Source organism: Streptomyces abyssalis (assembly GCF_001751365.1).
Taxonomy (GTDB): Bacteria; Actinomycetota; Actinomycetes; order Streptomycetales; family Streptomycetaceae; genus Streptomyces; species Streptomyces abyssalis.
In genome coordinates this window covers 1,178,931-1,199,513 of sequence record NZ_LJGT01000040.1, presented here as the reverse complement: position 1 = coordinate 1,199,513, position 20,583 = coordinate 1,178,931, and the positions used below count along the sequence as shown (strand labels likewise).

General features: G+C 70.1%; 19 protein-coding genes and 1 tRNA gene. 14 read left to right on the top strand and 6 right to left on the bottom strand.

The genetic code is table 11. From position 1 onward, the window contains the following. The first annotated feature begins 2 nt into the window (after positions 1–2). Together AN215_RS20030 and AN215_RS20025 are read left to right on the top strand one after the other, a co-directional pair. A complete protein-coding gene (locus AN215_RS20030) occupies positions 3–929 on the top strand; it encodes an ABC transporter ATP-binding protein (protein WP_070012153.1) in 927 nt (308 codons plus the stop codon). Continuing rightward, positions 926–1,642, top strand: a complete 717-nt coding sequence (locus tag AN215_RS20025; protein ID WP_107374433.1) for an ABC transporter ATP-binding protein — start codon at positions 926–928, stop codon at positions 1,640–1,642. The genes AN215_RS20030 and AN215_RS20025 overlap by 4 nt, the downstream gene beginning before the upstream one ends. Before the next feature lie 84 nt (positions 1,643–1,726). Here AN215_RS20025 and AN215_RS20020 read toward each other — a convergent pair whose 3' ends face one another. Next, a complete protein-coding gene (locus tag AN215_RS20020) occupies positions 1,727–2,392 on the bottom strand; it encodes an ANTAR domain-containing response regulator (protein ID WP_070012497.1) in 666 nt (221 codons plus the stop codon). 113 nt (positions 2,393–2,505) lie between these two features. On the opposite strand from AN215_RS20020, the gene AN215_RS20015 reads away from it, so the two are divergent. The 9 genes from AN215_RS20015 to pyk all read left to right on the top strand — a co-directional run bounded on the left by AN215_RS20015 (position 2,506) and on the right by pyk (position 14,671). Beyond that, positions 2,506–2,578 (top strand) — tRNA-Leu (locus AN215_RS20015). Between the two features lie 110 nt (positions 2,579–2,688). Continuing rightward, positions 2,689–3,459: a helix-turn-helix domain containing protein gene (locus tag AN215_RS20010; RefSeq protein ID WP_070012151.1), complete on the top strand. Its 771-nt coding sequence runs from the start codon at positions 2,689–2,691 to the stop codon at positions 3,457–3,459. A gap of 50 nt (positions 3,460–3,509) precedes the next feature. Then, on the top strand, positions 3,510–6,092 hold the full coding sequence (pepN, locus tag AN215_RS20005) for an aminopeptidase N (RefSeq protein ID WP_420856197.1): 2,583 nt from the start codon (positions 3,510–3,512) through the stop codon (positions 6,090–6,092). 188 nt (positions 6,093–6,280) lie between these two features. Next, the gene (locus AN215_RS20000; protein WP_079123216.1) at positions 6,281–8,137 is read left to right on the top strand and encodes a coagulation factor 5/8 type domain-containing protein; all 1,857 of its coding nucleotides are present in this window, start codon (positions 6,281–6,283) and stop codon (positions 8,135–8,137) included. Positions 8,138–8,466: 329 nt separating this feature from the next. Continuing rightward, positions 8,467–10,227, top strand: coding sequence for a pyridoxal phosphate-dependent decarboxylase family protein (locus tag AN215_RS19995; RefSeq protein ID WP_139140764.1), 1,761 nt, complete (start codon positions 8,467–8,469; stop codon positions 10,225–10,227). Then, complete coding sequence (locus AN215_RS19990) at positions 10,224–11,744, top strand: lysine N(6)-hydroxylase/L-ornithine N(5)-oxygenase family protein (protein ID WP_079123277.1); 1,521 nt, start codon at positions 10,224–10,226, stop codon at positions 11,742–11,744. Before AN215_RS19995 ends, AN215_RS19990 begins: the two co-directional genes overlap by 4 nt. A 98-nt stretch (positions 11,745–11,842) precedes the next feature. Next, on the top strand, positions 11,843–12,220 hold the full coding sequence (locus AN215_RS19985) for a VOC family protein (protein ID WP_070012149.1): 378 nt from the start codon (positions 11,843–11,845) through the stop codon (positions 12,218–12,220). A gap of 71 nt (positions 12,221–12,291) precedes the next feature. Then, complete coding sequence (locus AN215_RS19980; RefSeq protein WP_070012148.1) at positions 12,292–13,011, top strand: SIMPL domain-containing protein; 720 nt, start codon at positions 12,292–12,294, stop codon at positions 13,009–13,011. A 223-nt stretch (positions 13,012–13,234) separates the two neighbouring features. Beyond that, entirely contained in the window at positions 13,235–14,671 is a 1,437-nt protein-coding gene (gene pyk, locus AN215_RS19975) for a pyruvate kinase (RefSeq protein WP_070012147.1), read from the top strand. A 41-nt stretch (positions 14,672–14,712) separates the two neighbouring features. Here the strand turns inward: pyk and AN215_RS19970 are convergent, their stop codons facing one another. Then, positions 14,713–15,090, bottom strand: coding sequence for a chorismate mutase (locus tag AN215_RS19970; RefSeq protein WP_245694560.1), 378 nt, complete (start codon positions 15,088–15,090; stop codon positions 14,713–14,715). A gap of 114 nt (positions 15,091–15,204) precedes the next feature. On the opposite strand from AN215_RS19970, the gene AN215_RS19965 reads away from it, so the two are divergent. The 3 genes from AN215_RS19965 (at position 15,205) to AN215_RS19955 (ending at position 17,073) form a co-directional block, all read left to right on the top strand. Continuing rightward, positions 15,205–16,131: a hypothetical protein gene (locus AN215_RS19965; protein ID WP_070012146.1), complete on the top strand. Its 927-nt coding sequence runs from the start codon at positions 15,205–15,207 to the stop codon at positions 16,129–16,131. Between the two features lie 62 nt (positions 16,132–16,193). Beyond that, positions 16,194–16,658, top strand: a complete 465-nt coding sequence (locus AN215_RS19960; RefSeq protein WP_070012145.1) for a PPOX class F420-dependent oxidoreductase — start codon at positions 16,194–16,196, stop codon at positions 16,656–16,658. A gap of 226 nt (positions 16,659–16,884) precedes the next feature. Then, positions 16,885–17,073 (top strand): hypothetical protein, encoded by a 189-nt coding sequence (locus AN215_RS19955; protein WP_070012144.1) that lies wholly within the window; start codon positions 16,885–16,887, stop codon positions 17,071–17,073. A gap of 67 nt (positions 17,074–17,140) precedes the next feature. Here the strand turns inward: AN215_RS19955 and AN215_RS19950 are convergent, their stop codons facing one another. From AN215_RS19950 to AN215_RS19935, 4 genes are all read right to left on the bottom strand, one after another. After that, on the bottom strand, positions 17,141–17,938 hold the full coding sequence (locus AN215_RS19950; RefSeq protein WP_079123215.1) for an SAM-dependent methyltransferase: 798 nt from the start codon (positions 17,936–17,938) through the stop codon (positions 17,141–17,143). Next, entirely contained in the window at positions 17,935–18,816 is an 882-nt protein-coding gene (locus AN215_RS19945; protein ID WP_070012143.1) for a Sco1979 family transcriptional regulator, read from the bottom strand. The genes AN215_RS19950 and AN215_RS19945 overlap by 4 nt, the downstream gene beginning before the upstream one ends. Positions 18,817–19,073: 257 nt before the next feature. Then, a complete protein-coding gene (locus AN215_RS19940; protein ID WP_070012142.1) occupies positions 19,074–19,565 on the bottom strand; it encodes a hypothetical protein in 492 nt (163 codons plus the stop codon). Between the two features lie 109 nt (positions 19,566–19,674). Continuing rightward, entirely contained in the window at positions 19,675–20,490 is an 816-nt protein-coding gene (locus AN215_RS19935; RefSeq protein ID WP_070012141.1) for a class I SAM-dependent methyltransferase, read from the bottom strand. Between the last annotated feature and the right edge of the window lie 93 nt (positions 20,491–20,583).

Genomic DNA, 20,583 nt, shown 5'->3' with positions numbered 1-20,583 from the left:
CGATGACCACCACGACCACCACCGGCACACCGCAGGCCCAACCCGCAGGACGCACCGACGTACTGCGGGCCAGCGGAGTCACCATGCGCTTCGGCGGCCTCACCGCAGTGCGCAACGTCGACCTCGACGTCGACAGCGGCGAGATCGTCGGACTCATCGGCCCCAACGGCGCCGGGAAGACCACCTTCTTCAACTGCCTCACCGGCCTGTACATACCGACCGAAGGCCAGGTCGCCTACAAGGGGAAAGTGCTGCCGCACCGCTCCCACCTGGTCACGAAGGCAGGCATCGCCCGCACCTTCCAGAACATCCGCCTCTTCGCCAACATGACGGTCCTCGAGAACGTCCTCGTCGGCCGCCACACACGCACCAAGGAAGGCCTGCTCTCCGCGCTCCTGCGCGGCCCGGGCTTCCGCAAGGCCGAACGCGGCTCCGAAGAACGCGCCATGGAACTCCTGGAGTTCACCGGCCTCGCCGGCAAGCGCGAACACCTCGCCCGCAACCTCCCCTACGGCGAACAGCGCAAGCTCGAAATCGCCCGCGCCCTCGCCAGCGAACCCGGACTGCTGCTCCTCGACGAGCCCACGGCAGGCATGACGGCCGGCGAGACCAGCGCCACCCGCGACCTCGTCCTCGCCGTACGGGAACAAGGCACAGCCGTACTCGTCATCGAGCACGACATGCGCTTCATCTTCAATCTCTGCGACCGCGTCGCCGTCCTCGTCCAGGGCGAGAAACTCGTCGAAGGCTCACCCGAGGCAGTGCAGGCCGACGAACGCGTCGTCGCCGCCTACCTCGGCACACCCTTCGAAGGGGAACCCGGCGAAGCCGAAGCAGCCGAAGTCCGCGAAGCGGAAACCCGCGAAGCCGCGGCACACGACGGCGGACAGACCGGGACAGGCGAGAACCCGAAGGGAGAGCAGCACTGATGCCACTCCTCGAAGTCGAAGACCTCCGCGTCGCCTACGGCAAGATCGAAGCCGTCAAAGGCATCTCGTTCAGCGTCGAAGCCGGCCAGGTCGTCACGCTCATCGGCACCAACGGCGCAGGCAAGACAACCACCCTTCGCACCCTGTCCGGCCTGCTCAAACCCCTCGCCGGAAAGATCACCTTCGACGGCGAAGTGATCAACGACATGGGCGCACACAAGATCGTCGCCAAGGGACTCGCACACTCCCCCGAAGGCCGCCGCATCTTCCCCCGCCTCACCATCGCCGAGAACCTCCAACTCGGCGCCTTCCTCCGCAAGGACGCCTCCGGCATCCAACGGGACATCGAACGCGCCTACACCCTCTTCCCCATCCTCGGAGAACGCCGCGGCCAAGCCGCCGGCACCCTCTCCGGAGGCGAACAGCAGATGCTCGCCATGGGCCGCGCGCTCATGTCCCAGCCCAAGCTGCTCATGCTCGACGAACCCTCCATGGGCCTCTCCCCGATCATGATGCAGAGGATCATGGAGACCATCACCGAGCTCAAGGCACAGGGCACGACGATCCTTCTCGTCGAACAGAACGCCCAAGCCGCGCTCTCCCTCGCCGACCACGGCCACGTCATGGAGATCGGCACCATCGCCCTCTCCGGCACCGGCCAGGAACTCATGCACGACGAGTCGGTACGCAAGGCCTACCTCGGCGAGGACTGACCCGGCGAGGACTGACCCACACAAACTGACCCGACACGGAACGGGGCCGCCCCAGCAGGGGCGGCCCCGTTCCCACGCACCCGGCTACTTCTGCTGGCTCTGCCCCTTGCGCTCCTCGCCGTCCGCGATCACGGCCTCCGCAACCTGCTGCATCGACAGCCGCCGGTCCATCGACGTCTTCTGTATCCACCGGAACGCCGCCGGCTCCGTCAGCCCGTACTGCGTCTGCAGCACACTCTTCGCACGGTCGACCAGCTTCCGCGTCTCCAGCCGCTGCGAGAGGTCCGCGACCTCCTTCTCCAGCGCCCGCAACTCCGTGAACCGCGACACCGCCATCTCGATCGCAGGCACCACATCGCTCTTGCTGAACGGCTTCACCAGATACGCCATCGCCCCCGCGTCCCGCGCACGCTCCACCAGCTCACGCTGCGAGAACGCCGTCAGCATCAGCACCGGCGCGATGCTCTCCTCCGCGACCTGCTCCGCAGCCGAGATCCCGTCCAGCACCGGCATCTTCACATCGAAGATGCACAGATCCGGACGGTGCTCCCGCGTCAGCTCCACCGCGCTGCGGCCGTCACCTGCCTCACCGACGACGGAGTAGCCCTCCTCCTCCAGCATCTCCTTGAGATCCATCCGGATCAGCGCCTCGTCCTCCGCGATCACCACTCGCGTGGTCAGCGGCGGCACATGCGCGTTCTCCTCCTCGGCACCGGAGGCGCCGGCGCCGGAGTGGTCAGGCTCGGGGATGTCCGCGGTGCTCACTGGGCTCCTCGTTTCCGCACAGGTGGAAGGTACGAGGGTACCGGGGTCCTGTAAGGTGGTCGCACAGCAGGTGGTCGCGAACCTTCGATTTGCACCTCGCCCCGGTAGACCAACGGCAGAGTCGATGGATTCAAAACCCATACAGTGTCGGTTCGAATCCGACCCGGGGCACTTCACCTTCGATTCGCGGGCTGCAAGCGATATCGCATTTCTCCGCTCGCACGAAGTAACGCAGCCTCGAATTCCCGCACGTCGCACATGCGCTCGCCAAGCTCGCGTACATGTACGACGTCACAGTGCGTGAACGGGCACTTGCACTTGTAGGGCAAGGGCGCAGCCTCAACTCCGTGAGCAAGCAGACCGGCATCTCCCGGTCGGCGCTCCGTGCCTGGCAGAAGCGGCTCCTGCCGGCCTCATCCGGTGCGGGCCGGTGCATCAGATGTGCGGACCCTCCCACGACTCCTTCGGACACCGCCAACTACGCCTATCTGCTCGGTCTATATCTCGGCGACGGCTGCGTCAGCCGGCTCGCCCGCACCTACTCCCTGCGCATCGCCTGCTCCGATGCCTGGCCGGGGCTCATCGACGAGTGCGCCAAGGCCGTCAAGACGATTCGTCCGTGCAATGCGGTATTTCGCGTACGAGGGAAGGGCTGCGTCATGGTCACCGCGTACAACCCGCACTGGCCTTGTCTCTTCCCGCAGCACGGCCCGGGACGCAAACACGAGCGGCGCATCGAACTCGGCGCCTGGCAGCAGGAGATCGTCGATGCGCACCCTTGGGAGTTGATCCGGGGACTCGTGCATTCCGACGGGTGCCGCATCACCAACTGGACGACGAGGATGGTGGGCGGGAAGCGCAAACGCTACGAATATCCCCGGTACTTCTTCACCAACAGATCCGACGACATCAGGAAGATCTTCAGCGACACTCTGGACGGGCTCGGAGTCCAGTGGACCACCCTCGCCCGCGGCAGCGATCCGCTCAACATCTCCATAGCCCGCCGCGCCTCCGTCGCGTTGATGGACGCGCACGTCGGGCCCAAGTACTGAGCCGGAGCTGCGGATTACTGCGGTGCGCCCGGACCACGGCGTGCGGGAGCATGGCGCGCATGTCAGCACTGACGCGCGATGAGGCGCAGACGCGGGCCGGGCTCCTCGATGTGGAGCGGTATGTCATCGATCTGGATGTGACGTGCGGCGAGGAGGTGTTCGCCTCGGCCACGACGGTGCGGTTCTCCGTGAAGGAGGGCCGGGGCGGGGCGGATTCGTTCGTGGAGGTGCGGCCCGAGGAGTTGCTGAGCGCGGAGCTGGACGGGGTGGCACTGGATCCGGAGACGGCTTTCGCGGACGGCCGGCTGTGGCTGCGGGGCCTGGCTGAGGGGGCCCATGAGCTGCGTGTCGGGGCGCGGATGCGCTATTCGCGGGTCGGTGAGGGGATGCACCGTTTCACGGATCCGGCGGACGGTCGTGTGTATCTGTACTCGATGTGTTTCCTGGCGAACGCGCCGCTGGTGTTCGCGTGTTTCGACCAGCCGGATCTGAAGGCGGTCTTCGAGGTCTCGGTGACGGCGCCGGACGACTGGACGGTGCTGGGGAACGGTGTTGCGCGGAGGGCGGCCGGGGGGCGCTGGGAGTGTGCGCCGACGCCTCCGCTGAGCACGTATCTGGTGGCGGTGGTGGCGGGGCCGTATCACTCGGTGCGTACGGAGCACGCGGGGTTGCCGTTCGGTCTTCATGTGCGGCGTTCGCTCGCGGAGTTCCTGGAGGCGGATGCCGATGAACTGCTGGACATCACGCGGCGGTGTTTCGACCGGTATCACGAGATCTTCGACGAGCCGTATCCGTTCGACTCCTACGACCAGGCTTTCGTGCCGGAGTTCAATCCGGGGGCGATGGAGAATCCGGGGCTTGTGACGTTCGCGGACACGTATGTGTTCCGGTCGGCGGTCACGGAGCTTGACCGGCGTACGCGTGGTGTGACGGTGGCGCACGAGATGGCGCACATGTGGTTCGGGGATCTGGTGACGTTGCGCTGGTGGGACGACATCTGGCTGAACGAGTCGTTCGCGGAGTACGTGGGTTATCAGACGTTGTTCGAGGCGACGCGCTTCTCGGGGATGTGGGCCGATTTCGCGGCGGAGCGGAAGAGCTGGGGTTACGACGCGGATCAGCGTCAGTCGACTCATCCGGTCGCTCCGGTGCCGGAGTCGGTTCCGGACGCTGCTTCGGCTCTGCTGAATTTCGACGGCATCTCGTATGCGAAGGGCGCGTCGGTGCTGCGTCAGCTGGTGGCGTGGCTGGGTGAGAAGGATTTCCTGGCGGGTGTGAACAGGCATCTGTCGCGGCATCGTTTCGGGAATGCGTCGCTGGCGGATTTCATCGATGCGCTGGCGGGTGCGTCGGAGCGTGATGTGCACGGGTGGGCGGAGCGCTGGCTTCGTACGACGGGGGTGGACCGGCTGTCGCCGCGTGTGGCCGAGGGCAGTGGTCAGTGGTCGGTGGCGCTGCGGCATGAGGGGAGCCGCCCGCACCGTGTGGGGCTGGGTCTCTACGATCTGGCGCCGGCGGATCCGGGGCGGCTGGTGCTGCGGGAGCGTCTTGAGCGTGAGGTGGCGGCGGACGAGGCGGAGTCGGTGGTGGTCGCCGGGGGGCCGCGTCCGGATCTGCTGCTGGTGAACGACGGGGATCTGACGTACGCGAAGGTGCGCCTGGACGAGGTGTCGTGGCGGTCGGTGCGTGGTGCGCTGTCGGGTCTTCCGGATGCGATGTCGCGTGCGGTGGTCTGGAACGCGGCGCGGGACATGGTGCGGGACGGTGAGCTGCCGCCGGGCGAGTTCCTGGAGGTGGTGCGTGTGCATGCTCCGGCGGAGGGGGAGGTGGCGGTGCTGGAGGGTGTGCTGTCGTTCGCGTGTGACACGGTCGCGGAGCGTTTTCTGCCGGCGGCGGGCCGTGGTGCGGCGCTGGAACTGCTGGGCGGTGTGTGCCGTGAGGTGTTGTCGGGTGCCGGGGCTGGGCGGGCGGCGGGTGCCGAGGGGGGTCCGGGCGGTGGTGGCGCGCACGCCGGCGGGGATGCCGCGGGGCGGCGGTTGACGGCGGTGCGACGGTTCATCGACTGCGCTGTGGATCCGGTGGAGTTGTACGGCTGGTGGGAGGCGGGTTCGGTGCCCGGGGGGCCGGTGCTGGATCCGGAGTTGAGGTGGCGGTTGTTGCTGCGTCTGTCGGTGCTGGGCGCGGTGGGCGGTGCGGAGATCGATGCGGAGCTGGCTGCTGATCCGAGTGCTGCGGGCGAGGAGGGTGCTGTCCGGTGCAGGGCCGCGTTGCCGGACGCCGGGGGAAAAGAGGCGGCGTGGGAGGCGATGTTCTTCTCGGACGGTCTGTCGAATTATCTGCTGAAGGCGACGGCGGAGGGTTTCTGGCAGGCGGGGCAGCGGGAGTTTCTGGACGGCGGGGGCTTCGCGGAGCGGTATTTCGCGGATGCGGTGCCGGTGGCTGCGCGGCGTGGTCCTGCCGTTGCGGCGATCGTGGGGCGGACGGGGTTTCCTCGTACGGTCGTTGACGAGTGCGTGCTGCGTCGTGGGGCGGAGTGCGTGGAGGGGGCGGGTGTGACGCCGGCGTTGCGCCGGGAGTGGATGGATCAGCTGGATGATCTGCGGCGTGCGTTGCGGGTGCGGGGGCTCGCGTAGCGGGGGTGGCCGAGGGGAATCGGCAGTGGTCTGCCGGCCGGTTGAGGCCGGCGGCGGTGCCGTACGGGGTTCGGTCGGTGTGGCCTGCGCCCTACTTTTCTCAGGTCTTAACTTTAGTCTTGACCAATGATTGGTCCAGGCCTACGGTCCTCTCACCATCCTGACACCGTCGAGGAGTTGGACCCCCCATGTCCCCCACTTCGCATTCGCCCCGCGGCGCCGAGGAGCCCGGTGAGACGCCGGCCGCCGTGGGCGCCCCCGCCTCGCTGCGGCGGCCCGCTGTCCGCCGCCGTACGGTGCTGGCGACGCTGGCCGCCGCCGGGCTCGGCGGCCTCGGTGCGGCCACCGCTCCCCGGGCCGCCTCCGCCTTCGGTCTCTCCGCGGGTTCCGGAACTTCCGCCGCGGAGCCCGACTTCGGCCCGAACGTGGCGGTCTTCGGCCCGGAGACCTCCGCCGAGGACATCCAGGCGAAGGTCGACTCGGTCTTCAAGGAGCAGGAGGAGGCCCAGTTCGGCAAGGCCCGCCATGCCTTCCTCTTCAAGCCGGGTTCGTACGAAGTCGACGTGAACGTCGGCTTCTTCACCCAGGTCGCGGGCCTGGGTCTGACCCCCGGCGACGTGAAGGTCTCGGGGTCGGTGCACGCCGAGGCCGACTGGTTCGACGGGAACGCCACGCAGAACTTCTGGCGTTCGGCCGAGGGCATCTCCGTGACCCCGTCGGGCGGCAAGGACCGCTGGGCGGTCTCCCAGGCCGCTCCGTACCGCCGCATGCATGTGAAGGGGGACCTGGAGCTGGACGACGGCGGCTGGTCCAGCGGCGGCCTGATGGCCGACACCGTGGTGGACGGGCAGGTGCGTTCCGGCTCGCAGCAGCAGTGGCTCTCGCGCAACACCGAGTGGAAGAGCTGGGAGGGCTCGAACTGGAACATGGTGTTCGTGGGTGCGAAGAACGCCCCGAGCGGCGGCGGCTTCCCGTCACCCCCGTACACGACGGTCGAGGCGACGCCGAAGGTGCGCGAGAAGCCTTACCTGTACGTCGACGGGGACGGCGGATACCGGGTGTTCGTTCCCGCGCTGCGCCAGGACGCCACGGGCGCGAGCTGGTCCGGCGGCGCCCCGGAGGGCGAGTCGCTGCCTCTGGAGGACTTCCACATCGCGAAGGCCGGCGACGATTCGGCCGCGACCCTCAACGCGGCGCTGGGGGACGGCAAGCATCTGCTGCTGACGCCGGGCGTCTACGAGCTGTCCGAGCCGCTGGCGGTGACGAAGGCGGACACGGTCGTGCTGGGTCTCGGACTGGCGACGCTCATGCCGACGGGCGGTCACGCCGTGCTGAAGGTGGCCGACGTGGACGGCGTGAAGCTCGCCGGGTTCCTCGTCGAGGCGGGCAAGGAGAATTCGCCGACGCTGGTCGAGGTCGGTCCGGAGGGCGCGGACGCGGATCACGCCTCCAACCCGACGTCGCTGCACGATGTGTTCATCCGCATCGGCGGCGCCGGCGCCGCGAAGTCCGAGATCAGCATGGTCGTCAACAGCTCCCACGTCATCGCCGACCATCTGTGGCTGTGGCGCGCGGACCACGGCGACGGCGTCGGCTGGGACACCAACCCGGCCGACACGGGCCTCGTCGTCAACGGGAGCGACGTGACGGCGTACGGGCTGTTCGCGGAGCACTACAAGAAGTACCAGGTGATCTGGAACGGCGAGGGTGGCCGCACCTACTTCTTCCAGAACGAGATGCCCTACGACCCGCCGGACCAGGGCTCCTGGATGAACGGTGACAGCCGTGGCTACGCCGCCTACAAGGTCGGCGGCTCCGTCACCGACCACCAGGCCTTCGGGCTGGGGAGTTACTGCTTCTTCAACGTCAACGAGTCGGTGGTCGCCGACCGTTCGTTCGAGGTGCCGCAGGCCGAGGGCGTGAAGTTCCATCACATGACGTCGGTGTCGCTCGGCGGCACGGGCACGATCCAGCACGTCATCAACGACACGGGCGGTCCGGCGGACGCGGGCAGCAACGTGGCGACGGTGACGGCGTACCCGTAACACCGGCGCGGCGCGGCACGGGCGTCCGCGACCGGGTGTTGCAGGGGAAGGCTCCCCGGGATGTGGGTCCCGGGGAGCCTTCGTCGTGAGCGGCGCCGGAGCCGCGGGGCCCCGTCCGGCCCGCCGGAGCACGCCGGGCCCGGCCGCCCGCTCACGCCCCGGCCACAGGGATCACCCCTTCGGGCGAACAAGGCCCGTAACGAGATCAACAGGTCCGGTACGCACGTAGGTTAGGGCCACCTCACCACTCCTCCCGGTCCGGCGGGCACCGCTTGTGTGCGCGCCGGACCGAGGGGTTGTGGGACCACGACGGCGAAGGATTCCCGCTCATGCCGCTCCCGCCCGTGTCCGCGTACTCCGACGGTGCCCGTGCCCCGCTGCTCGCGGGTGGCACCGAAGGGCCCGCCGCGCTGCGTCCGTTGACCGGCGTGGTGATCGACGCACTGGAGGAGGGGGCGGCGCGGCGCTGTGGTCCCCTGCCGCGCGGGGGGCCTCGGCGGGTGGCCGCCGCCGTCGGTGCGGCGCTGGCAGGCGGTGTGATCCCGGAGCGGGGCACGGGGCCGCACGAGGCCCTGGATTCGCTGGTGCGGCTGGTGGCGGAGGGGGCCGCCGATCCGGCTGACCCGCTGTGCGCGGCGCATCTGCACTGTCCTCCGCTCGCGGTGGCGGCAGCCGCCGATCTCGCTGCGAGCGCGCTCAATCCCTCGCTGGACTCGTGGGATCAGGCGCCCGCCGCTTCGGAGTTGGAGGCGCTCACCTGCCGCGCGCTGGCAGGGCTGGTGTACGGGGACGGAGGCGTCCCCGGGTCCGGGGACGGGCCCCGGGACAGGCCGGGCGGCAGCCGGTCCGCGCGGCCCGACGCCCTGGTGACGACCGGCGGCACCGAGTCGAATCAGCTCGGCGTGCTGCTGGCACGTGAGCGGCTCGGCCCGGACGTCCGCGTCGTCTGCGGTGCCAACGCGCACCACAGCGTGCACCGTGCCGCCTGGCTGCTGGGGCTGCGCGAGCCGGTACGGGTCCCGGCGCCCGGCGGTGTGCTCTGCCCCCGGGCGCTGCGCGCGGCGCTGGCGGCTCTGGGGCCGTGCGCTCCGGTCCTGGTGGTCGCGACGGCCGGGACGACGGATGCGGGAGCGGTCGATCCCCTGGCCGAACTGACCGGTGTGACGGCGGAGTTCGGCGCACGGCTGCATGTGGACGCCGCGTACGGCGGCATGCTGCTCTTCAGCACCCAGCTGCGCGCTTCCCTCGCCGGTCTCGAACGGGCGGACAGCGTCACCCTCGATCTGCACAAACTGGGGTGGCAGCCCGTCGCCGCAGGGGTGTTCGTGGTGCCCGACGGGCGGGATCTGTCGCCGCTGGACCACCGCGCCGACTATCTCAACGCCGGTGACGACAGCGACGCCGGGCTTCCGGATCTGCTGGGCCGTTCGCTCCGTACGACGCGCCGCCCCGATGTACTGAAGGTCGCCGTCACGCTGCGCGCCCTGGGCCGCACCGGGCTGGCGGCTCTCGTGGAGCGTACGTGCACGGTGGCGCGTTCGCTGGCCGAACTCATCGCGGCGGACCGGCGGCTGGAGCTCTTCGCGATGCCGGAGCTGTCGACCGTGCTGTTCCGTCCGGCCGGTGCGGACGGTGCGGCGGTGGCTTCGGTCCGGCGCCGTCTGATGGCGGAGGGCCGGGCGGTGCTGGGCCGGGCCGACATGGGCGGATTCGCCGCCGGGCGGGACGGCGGAAGCGGCGGAGGCGCAGGCGGAAGCAGCGCAGGCGCAGGTGCAGGTGCAGGCGCAGGCGCAGGCGCAGGCGCAGGCGCAGGCGCAGGCGCAGGCGCAGGCGCAGGCGCAGGCGCAGGCGAGGATCTCTGGCTGAAGGTCACCCTGCTCAACCCCTACGCCCGGCACAGCGATCTGGAGTCGCTGCTCAAGCTCGTGTGCGACGCCACGGCGGACGGCCCGGCGGGGCCCGCCGGCTCACTGCCCTCCCCGTCCCCGCCGAAGTCCGCGCCGCCGTCCGCCCGGCCCGCGCCTGCCACGAGCACCACCGGCACCCGCAGCAGCAACACCAGCAGCACCGCAAGGAGTCACCGGTCATGACGACAGCCGACGAACCGCGCATCGCCCTCCCCCTCACGGCGCCCGAGCTGACGTCCACGGTGCCGGGGCAGCGCCGCCCCGACGGCGCAGCCGAGAGCCCCGACGGGCCGCCGCTGGATCTGGCGGGAATCGGCGTCGGGCCGTTCAACCTCTCCCTGGCCGCCCTCGCGCACGGCGTTCCCGGCCTGCGCACCGCGTTCTACGAGCAGAGCGACGGCTTCCACTGGCATCCGGGCATGCTCATCGAGGGCGCCACACTCCAAGTGCCCTTCCTGGCCGACCTGGTGACCCTGGCCGATCCGGCGAGCCCCTGGTCCTTCCTCAGCTTCCTCAAGGCGCAGGAGCGGCTCTTCCCGTTCTACTTCGCCGAGCGCTTCCACATCGAGCGCGCCGAGTACGACGCGTACTGCCGCTGGGTCTGCGAGGGCCTGGGCGACGGCGTCCGTTTCGGGCACCGCGTCGACGCCGTGCGCTGGCATCCCGAACTGCGCCTGTTCGAGCTCGACTTCACACGGCAGAAGGCCGACGGCCCAGCCGCGCAGGGCCGTTCGTACGCGCGGAATCTCGTGCTCGGCGTCGGCACGGAACCGCACGTGCCGGAGCCGCTGCGTGCGCTGGCCTCGTCGGTGGGTGCGGGTGCGCCGGTCATCCACTCCTCCGCCTATCTCGACCACCGTGAGCGGCTGCTGGAGGCGGCGCACGTCACGGTCGTCGGGTCGGGCCAGTCGGGCGCGGAGGTCTTCCTCGATCTGCTGCGGCGCCGGCCCACGGGCCGGGAGGGGCTGCACTGGATCACGCGCAGCGCGGCGTTCGCGCCCATGGAGTACAGCAAGCTGGGCCTGGAGCACTTCACGCCGGACTACACGAGCTACTTCCACGGCCTGCCCGAGTCCGTACGGGACGGGCTCGTCCCACGCCAGTGGCAGCTGCACAAGGCGGTGGACCACGGGACGCTCGCCGCCGTCCACGACGAGCTGTACCACCGCACGCTCGGCGGCGGCTGGCCGGACGCGGTGCTCACGCCCGGCGTGGCGGTCCGCACGGCGGGGCGCATCGGCGCGACACGGGTGGAGCTGCATCTGGAGCACACCGAGCAGGACATGCGTACGCGCCTGGCGACGGACGCGGTGGTTCTGGCGACGGGATACCGCGAACGTCCGCTGGGCGGCGTGCTGGCCTCGCTGGAGCCGTGGCTGCAGCGGGACGCGGCGGAGCGGATCCGTGTCGACGAGCACTACCGGCTGGTGACGGACCGGTCGGTGTCGGGGGCGGTCTATGTGCAGAACGCGGAGCGGCACACGCACGGTGTGGGCGCGCCCGATCTGGGGCTCGCGGCGCACCGCAGCGCCGTGATCCTCAACTCGCTGACGGGGCAGGAGCGTTACCGGCTTCCGCGGCGTACGGCCTTCACGACGTTCGGGCTGCGCCCGGAGGGTGCGCTGGCCAACGGCTCCCCCGGCGTCGCCGTGCGGGCGGATCCGGAGCACGCGGACTTCCGCCCGCTGCGCATGACGTAGTGCGCCGCACGGCAGGGTCCGCGGGTCACGGCACCAGCCGTGGGGACGGATTCGGCGGAGCCGCTGACAGAGCGGTGACTCCCTGGAAGACTGCCGGGATGTTCGATCACATTTCGATTCAGGCGCAAGATCCTTCAGCCTCGGCTGCCTTCTACGACACCGTCCTGGCACCGCTCGGCGCCGGCCGCGTTCTCGACTTCGGTGAGGTCATCGGCTACGGCAGCGCCGGCCCGGCCTTCTGGCTGGGCCCGGCTGACGCCGCGGCCGAGGCCCGTGAGGTGCACATCGCCTTCGCGGCGGCGGACCGCCGGACCGTCGACGCCTTCCACGAGGCCGCGGTGAAGGCGGGCGCGGTGGTTCTGCACTCGCCGCGGCTGTGGCCCGAGTACCACGAGTCGTACTACGGCGCGTTCGTCCGCGACCCGGACGGCAACAACGTGGAAGCGGTCTGCCACCGGCCCGACTGGCCCGAGTGACGAGCCGGCGGGCGCGGGTGGTCCGCCGTGATGCCCGGCGCTCGCCGAGCCGGTTCTGCGAGAGTGACCGTATGACGAACACACCCGGTCACTCCGCAGCCTCAGGCCCTCTCCCCTACGGCACGGCCGACGAGCCGCGGCTCGCCGTGCGCGGAGAGGCGAGTCTCGAGTTCGATCCGGAGATCGCCCGCATCGCGGTCACGGTCAGTGCGCGCGGCACGAACCGGAAGGAGGCTCTGAAGTCGCTGACGCGCCGCAACTCGGAGGTGCTGGAGCTGATCAAGGGGTACGGAGAGGCCGTGGAGAAGCTCGCGACGGGCACGTTCTCCGTCTCGCCGGAGCTGACGGAGAAGGGCCGCCGCGAGCGCGTACGCACGTACAACGGACGCGTGCAGATCACGGCCACCGTCGGCGATTTCACGGCACTCGGTGAGATGACCACACGCCTCGCCGATCTTGAGCTGACCCGGGTGGACGGGCCGTGGTGGGCGCTGCGCGAGGATTCCCCCGCGCACCGTGAGGCCCGGCAGCAGGCGGTGCGGGAGGCGGTGACGCGAGCCCGGGAGTACGCGGCGGCGCTGGACGCGGATCTGGTCGCGCTCGTGGAGCTGGCCGATCCGGGCGCGGAGAGCGCTCCGCCCTCCTCGCCCCCGCCGCTCGCTGCACGCGCCGCCGGTTACCGTGGCGCGCCGTCCGGGGAGGCGGCCGGCGCGCTGGATCTCGAACCGCAGCGGCAGCAGGTGCAGGCGCAGGTCAACGCCCGTTTCCTGATGAGCAGGCCCACGCTGTGAGCGCCGCCGCGGCTCCCGGCCGGCCGGACCGGTCCGGGACGGCCGGGAGCCGTGGGCGGCGGCCCGGACGCCCCGGCTCCGGCGGTCGGTGAAGGTCTGAAGGGCGCTCATCGGAGCGAGCTCTCCCTCACTTTAGAAGTTGTCAATGGCTGCGTCGGTAAAGGACGTTGACGAATCCTCCGGGAGCAGGTCTCTACCTGTGGGTAAGCCGTAGGCTCGTGGCATGCGCCGCGCAAGGATCGTCAGCACACTGGGCCCCGCCAGCAACTCGTACGAGCAGATCAAGGCACTGGTCGACGCCGGCATGGATGTGGCCAGGTTCAACATGAGCCATGGCTCGCACGCCGAGCACGAAGCGCGTTACCACCGGGTGCGCAAGGCCGCGGAAGAGACCGGCCGTTCCGTCGGCGTCCTCGCCGATCTTCAAGGTCCGAAGATCCGTCTCGGCTGTTTCCGCGAGGGACCGGTACTGCTTGAACGCGGCGACGAGTTCTCCATCACGGTCGAGGAGGTGGACGGCGACCGCACCCGTTGCGGCACGACCTACCCCGGCCTGGCCTCGGACGTCTCGTCCGGCGAACGCATCCTCGTCGACGACGGCCGGGTGACGCTGGAGGTGACCGCGGTCGAGGGGCCTGTGGTGCGGACCGTCGTCGTCGAGGGCGGCATGGTCTCCGACCACAAGGGCCTCAACCTCCCGGGCGTCGCCGTGTCCGTGCCGGCCCTGTCCGAGAAGGACGTCGAGGACCTGCGGTGGGCGCTGCGCACCGGCGCCGACATCATCGCGCTGTCGTTCGTGCGCAGCGGCGACGACGTCAAGGAGGTCCACCGGATCATGGCGGAGGAGGGCCGGTACCTCCCCGTGATCGCGAAGCTGGAGAAGCCGCAGGGTGTGACGAACCTGGAGTCGGTCGTCGACGCCTTCGACGGGGTGATGGTGGCCCGTGGCGATCTCGGCGTCGAGATGCCGCTGGAGTCGGTGCCGCTGGTGCAGAAGCGCGCGATCAAGCTGTGCAGGCGGAACGCGAAGCCCGTCATCGTCGCCACGCAGATGCTGGATTCGATGATCGAGGCGTCCCGGCCGACGCGCGCGGAGGTCTCGGACGTCGCGAACGCCGTCATGGACGGCACGGACGCGGTGATGCTCTCCGGCGAGACGAGCGTCGGCAAGCACGCCTCGGAGACGGTCAGGACGATGGGACGCATCGTCGAGGCGGCGGAGGAGGAACTGCTCGCCAAGGGTCTGCCGCCGCTGACCGAGCACAGCAAGCCACGCACCCAGGGCGGAGCCGTCGCGCGCGCCGCGGCGGAGATGGGCGACTTCCTCGGTGCGAAGTACCTGGTGGCCTTCACACAGTCCGGGGACACGGTGCGCCGCCTCTCCCGCTACCGCTCGCCGGTCCCGGTGGTGGCCTTCACACCGGACCCGGCGACGCGCGCGCAGCTGAGCCTGACGTGGGGTGTCGAGGCCTTCTTCGGGCCGACGGTGCAGAGCACGGACGAGATGGTCGACCAGGTCGACGAGCAGCTGCTGAAGCTCGGGCGCTGCGAGAGGGGCGACCTGGTCGTGATCACCGCGGGCTCGCCGCCCGGTGTGGCCGGCTCCACCAACCTTGTACGCGTGCACCACATCGGCGAGGACGACACCCCCGCACGCTGACCGCGGGACGGTGCGGGCCGCGGGTCGCGGTCAGCGGCACCTCAGGTGCGGGCGATCGTCTCGTGGTGGCGGATCACCTCGGCGATGACGAAGTTCAGCAGTTTCTCCGCGAAGGCCGGATCGAGCTTCGCGCTGACGGCCAGCTCCCGCAGCCGTGCGATCTGGCGGGCCTCCCGGGCGGGGTCGGCGGGAGGCAGGTCGTGGTCGGCCTTGAGGCGGCCGACGCGCTGTGTGCACTTGAAGCGTTCGGCGAGCATGTGCACGACCGCGGCGTCGATGTTGTCGATGCTGTCGCGCAGTGCGGTCAGCTCGGCGCGCACCGACTCGTCGATGCCTCCTGTGGTGTCGCGGTCGCCGGAACCGGAGCCGGGGCCCGTGCCCGGACCGGAGCCGCTGGTCTCGCCGTGGGTCTTCGCCATGCCTGCCGTTCCAGGTCGCCGGGATGGTTTTCTGCTCCGACCCTATGCCGCCCGCGCCGGAGGCCGGCGCCCGTACAGTGACAGTGACCGAGCGAACTGGCGGGGGTGGTGTCGATGACGGCACAGGGCGCGCCGACGGGGCCTGCCGCGGACCCTGTCGAGCGGGGGTTCCCGCACCTGACGACCGTACGGGCCGCGATCACCGCGCTCTACAAGCGCCTCTCGTGGGACACCGTGCGGATCTTCGACGTCAGCGTGCCGCCCGGCGACGTGGCCTTCTCCGACTCGGAGGATCTCTACGCGGGGGTGCAGCGCGTCGCCCGGGTCATGGTGCAGCAGTTCCGGCTGCCCGACGCCCGCATGATCGTCAGCTTCCGCGAGATGGAGCACGCCGCGCACGTCGAACTCGCCGCGGGCCCCGAGTACTTCATCGAGCTGAACGACCGTTTCAAGCGTCACCGCCGCGACATCGGCGCCGCCCTCGCGCACGAGGTGATGCACGTGTATCTGCACCGCCTGGGCCTCGCCTTCCACGGAACGCGGGACAACGAGATCCTCACCGACACCGCCACCACCTACCTCGGCGCCGGCTGGCTGCTGCTGGACGCCTTCCGGCAGGACCAGGTCTCCTCGCAGAAGCTGGGCTATCTCACGCCGGAGGAGTTCGGTTACGTCCTGGCGAAGCGGGCCGCGGTCTTCGGTGAGGGCCCCGAGGTGTGGTTCACGAGCCCGCAGGCGTACGAGGCGTACCTCAAGGGCAGCGGCATGGCCCGGTCCGACGAGGCGCGGCCGCCGCTGGCCGCCTCGGGCTGGGCGGGCCGGCGACGCTACGTCCGGGACCGCCGTCACGCGCTGGCACATCCTGGAAGCACTCCGTATCCGCCGGACGCCGACGCCTACTCGCACGTCTTCGAGAGCCGCTCGCCGCTGCGGGTGTCCTTCCCGTGCCCGACGTGCCAGCAGCGCATCCGCGTGCCGGTGCGCGGGAGGATGCGGGCACGGTGCGGGCTGTGCCACTCGGTGCTGGACTGCGACACCTGAACCCGCCCGGAGGGCTCGGAGCCCGGCGCGCGGGCGGGGTCGCATGACGTACGTTCGGCGGTATGAGCCCTTCCATCGCCACCAACACCCGTGTCGAGCTGGCCGGTCTGCTCGACTTCGTACGCCCCCGTCACCGGGCGCTCCTCATCACGCGCCGGTCCGACGGCTCACCGCAGGCGTCGCCGCTCACGTGCGGCGTGGACGACTCGGGAAGGATCGTCGTCTCGACCTATCCCGAGCGTGCCAAGACCGCCAACGCGCGCCGCGACCCGCGGGTGAGCGTCCTCGTCCTCTCCGACGAGTGGAACGGCCCGTGGGTACAGGTCGACGGCGACGCCGAGGTCATCGACGCCCCGGATTCCGTGGAACCCCTCGTCGAGTACTTCCGCAACATCTCCGGCGAGCACCCCGACTGGGACGAGTACCGCGCCGCGATGCTCAAGCAGGGCAAGTCCTTGATCCGCGTGACGCCGCGGCACTGGGGGCCGATTGCGACAGGCGGCTTCCCGGCGCGGCTGGCGGACTGAGCGGCCGTTCCCCGCTCGCTGCCTGGGCGTATGCGGACGGTGACCGCCGGCTGAGTGCTCCGCCGCAGGTCGGCACCGCGTGCCGGTCTGTTCCGTCGGGCTGCGGGGTGGGCCCGCGCGGGTCAGAATCGAGACGCGGGGGCCATTCGGGAGGCGGCCGCACCCCAGGGTCCGTTGTGCCTGGATGCCCGCTGCGCCCGAGTCGTACAGGGGAGTTGACGCAGAGATGACCACGACAGTGTCCATGGCCACGGTTTCGCCGTCACGGTCGCTTGGTGCGGTACGCACCACGGGCCAGGACGAGCTGCCACTGCCGCCGGGAGTGTGGCTGGAGGCGCCGCTGTGGCTGCTGGCGGGTGTCGAGGACGAGGAAGAGATCAGCTTCGAGCCGAACATCTGGCGGGGCATCGACTGAGGTCCCGCACAGGCGCCGGGCGCGGAAGGCCGCGCCCGGCCCGTGAGAGGCGGCCCTCCCGCAGTGGTCAGGGCATGCGGGCCACGCCGGCCCAGATGCATGATTCCGCGTCGCTGATCGTGCTGGGCCCGTCGGGCCGCCAGCGGTGCGCCGGCACCAGGCCGGGGTCGATCATCTCCAGCCCTTCGAAGAAGACTTCGGTCTCCGCCTTGGTGCGGAGCTGCACCGGCGTCCCGCTCTCGTCGTAGACCTTCTTGACCCGCTCCAGATGCCCTTCGTCGTCGAAGTCGGCGGTGGCGTGGGAGAGAAGCAGGAAGCTGCCGGGTGCGAGCCGGTCCAGCATGGAGCGGATGATCTCCTGCGGGCCGTGCTCGTCCGGGACGAAGTGCAGCAGGGCCAGCAGTGACAGCGCGACCGGCCTGTCCAGGTCGAGGACTTCGCGTGCCTCGTGGCTGTCGAGGACGGAGTCGCGTCGCACGTCGGCCTGCACGTAGGCGGTGCGGCCCTCGGGGGTGCTCTGCATGAGCGCGCTGGCGTACTCGAGTACGAGCGGATCGTGGTCCGCGTAGACGACCCTGGACTCCGGAGCCACTTCCTGGGCGACCTGGTGGAGATTGGGAGCGGTGGGTATGCCGGTGCCTATGTCGAGGAACTGCCTGACACCGAACTCGCGGACGACGTGGCGCACGGCGCGGTGCATGTAGTCCCGGTTGGCGCGCGCCTGCGTCACCACGTGGGGGAAGATCTTCTTGACCTGCTCGCCTGCCTCCTTGTCGACGGGGAACCAGTCCTTGCCGCCCAGGATGTAGTCGTACATGCGCGCCGAGTGGGGTCTGCTGGTGTCGACCTCGGAGGACTCGTTCACCGGTTGAACTCCTTTCGCAGATGATCGAGGTACGAGCGGGTGTCGGGGAGCAGTTCGGTGGCCAGACGCGAGATGCGGGTGTAGGCCTCCAGGTGCGCCACCACGTCCGGCCGCTGGTCCAGATACACGGCGCTGGTCAGGCCGACCTCGGTGTAGACGATGTCCTGCAACTCCGGTTCCTGGAAACGGAAATACGTCACGTGGCCGCTCGCCCCGGAGTGCGCGCCGGCCGCCAGCGGGAGGATGCGCAGGGTGATACGGGGGTCCTGCGCGGCCTCCATCACATGCTCGATCTGCGCGCGCATCACGGCCGGTCCGCCGACCTCGCGGCGCAGCGCGGCCTCCTCCAGCACGACCCACAGCGTGGGGGCGTCGTCCTTGGCGAGCAGCGCCTGTCTGCGCAGCCGCAGATCCACGCGGTGTTCGAGGGCGTCGTCCGGCTCGTACGGGAATCCGGCGCGGATGACGGCCCTGGCGTAGTCGCGGGTCTGCAACAGGCCCGTCATGTAGTGCGGTTCGTAGACGCGGATGACGCCGGCGGCCGTCTCCAGCGAGACGTAGGCACGGAACCAGTCGGGCAGGGCCGTCCTGTAGTCGTGCCACCAGCCGGGCTCGTTGGCCCGCGCGGCCATGTCGGTGAAGTCGCCGGCTTCCTCGTCGGAGACCTCGTAGAACCTGAGCAGCTCTCTCACGTAGGGGAGTTTCAGGCTCACTTGGGCGTTCTCGATGCGGCGGATCGTCAGATGGCTGACGCCCAGCGCCCTGGCTGCCTCCTCCAGCGAAGCGTCCCGGCTCTCCCGCAGCTCCTTCAGCCGCTTGCCGAGGACGATACGCAGCACCGTGGGCGCACTCTGGCCGCTAGGCAGTGCCTCGCTCACGCACAGGCTCCTGTCCGCGACAGGCACAGGAGAGCACGGACCCGGGTGCCCTCAAGTCCCCCTGACTGCCGCGTAGTTGTGATGTCGATCGGAGAAAAGGACGAGGTCGTTCCGAAAGCTATCAGAGCAGCCTGCGCATACGGCAGGCCCCGCACCAGGAAGGAGGGGTGCGGGGCCTGCCAGCCGGGAGCCACCGGCGTCCGGGCGGTCAGGGTCGTCGCGGCGCGCGTTCCGCGCTGCCCTGACGCTGTGTCGGGTCAGCCCTTGAGGAGTTTCTTGCCTGTGGCGGCGTCGACCACGGTGCGCTCGCCCAGTTCGCTCTTGAGCTCGACCTTCGTCTTGTCGGTCACGATCTGCTTGGTGCAGAAGTCGGCCTTCTTGTCCTTCTTCGACCAGCCCGAGACGATCACGAGCTTGTCGGTCTCGCGCACATGTGCGCCGTACTTCGTCTCGCAGCCCCCGTGGCCCACGGTCACGGTCAGGGAGTCGTCCTTGCCCTTGACCGGCGGCTGGGCGGCCTCCAGCGGCAGCATGTCCCTGTGCCTGCCCTCGGTCTTGTCCACCTTCGGCCATTCCTGCTCGATCTGCGCGGCGCGCTTCTCGAAGCGGGTCTGCTTCTCCGGGGGCTCGCTGCTCACGGTCTGCTCGCTGCCCCCGCACGCCGTCGCCGAGAGCGCCACGGCGACCATCGCCGGGGCCAGGACGAGAGCGGCCTTGCGTCGGGTGGTGCCTGTCGTGCTGCGTCGCATCTTCTATCTACCTCCTGCTTCACCGCTCTGACGGAAGCGCTGCCCAGCCGGTTCCGCCCGGCCGGCGTCCAGGGTGACCCCAGGGCGACCGCAGAGGTGTTCGCGCTGGTCAGCGCGGGCGGTGAGCGATCGCGAGCATGTGGGAGCCGGCCGCCGGCAGCTCGGGATACGGCTCGGCCATCCTGGCTGCGGCCAGCGCCGAGTCGAACAGCGCCGTACCGACGACGGGCTCCCCGGTGTGGCTCTCGACCGCCTTCAGCAGGGACCACACGGGGCCTTCGACGCCGAAGACCTGGGTCTCGCGGAATCCGGCTGCGGTCACCTCGTCCCGCAGTTCGCCGCCGCTGTGTAAGCAGGCCGCTGTGAACGCCTTCTTACCGTCGTGGACACGTGACGCGAGGATGCCGTCGATGCTCGCGCGGACGCCCTCCTCGTGGAGGTGGGCGTGTGCCGTGTGCTCGAAGAGGGAGGAGCAGCGGTTGATCCCGGCCGCCGCGATCAGTCCGCCGGGCCGCAGCACCCGGTAGGCCTCTGTGAGCGCCTGCGCCCGGTCGTCCCGCTCCAGCAGGTGGTACAGCGGCCCGAGGACGAGCACGACGTCGAAGGAGGCGTCCGCAACGCTCAGCTCGCGTGCGTCGCCGAGTAGCGCCGCGCAGCCGGGTACCTGCTCCGCCTCCCTCACGTGCCGTGGCACGGGGTCGACGACGAGCACGTCGTGGCCGTCCTCGGCGAGCCGGCGCGCGTGCGTTCCCGGGCCGCCGCCCACGTCCAGGATGCGCGCGGTCGCCGCCGGCAGGTATCGCCGCAGAAGTTCCTGCGTCCGCAGCATCTCCAGCCGTCCGTCGGCCGAAGCCGACAGCCGCTCCCCCTCGTTGAAGGTCGACTCGTAGTACGTCATGACGTCGGGCGCGATCTCAGCAGCCATGGGGTGCATTTATCGCCAGGCGCCGCTTTGGCGGGCGCGGAATTTTCCCCGGCGCCGGGGGCGAGCCCTCGAACGCACCGCGGCGCCCGCCCC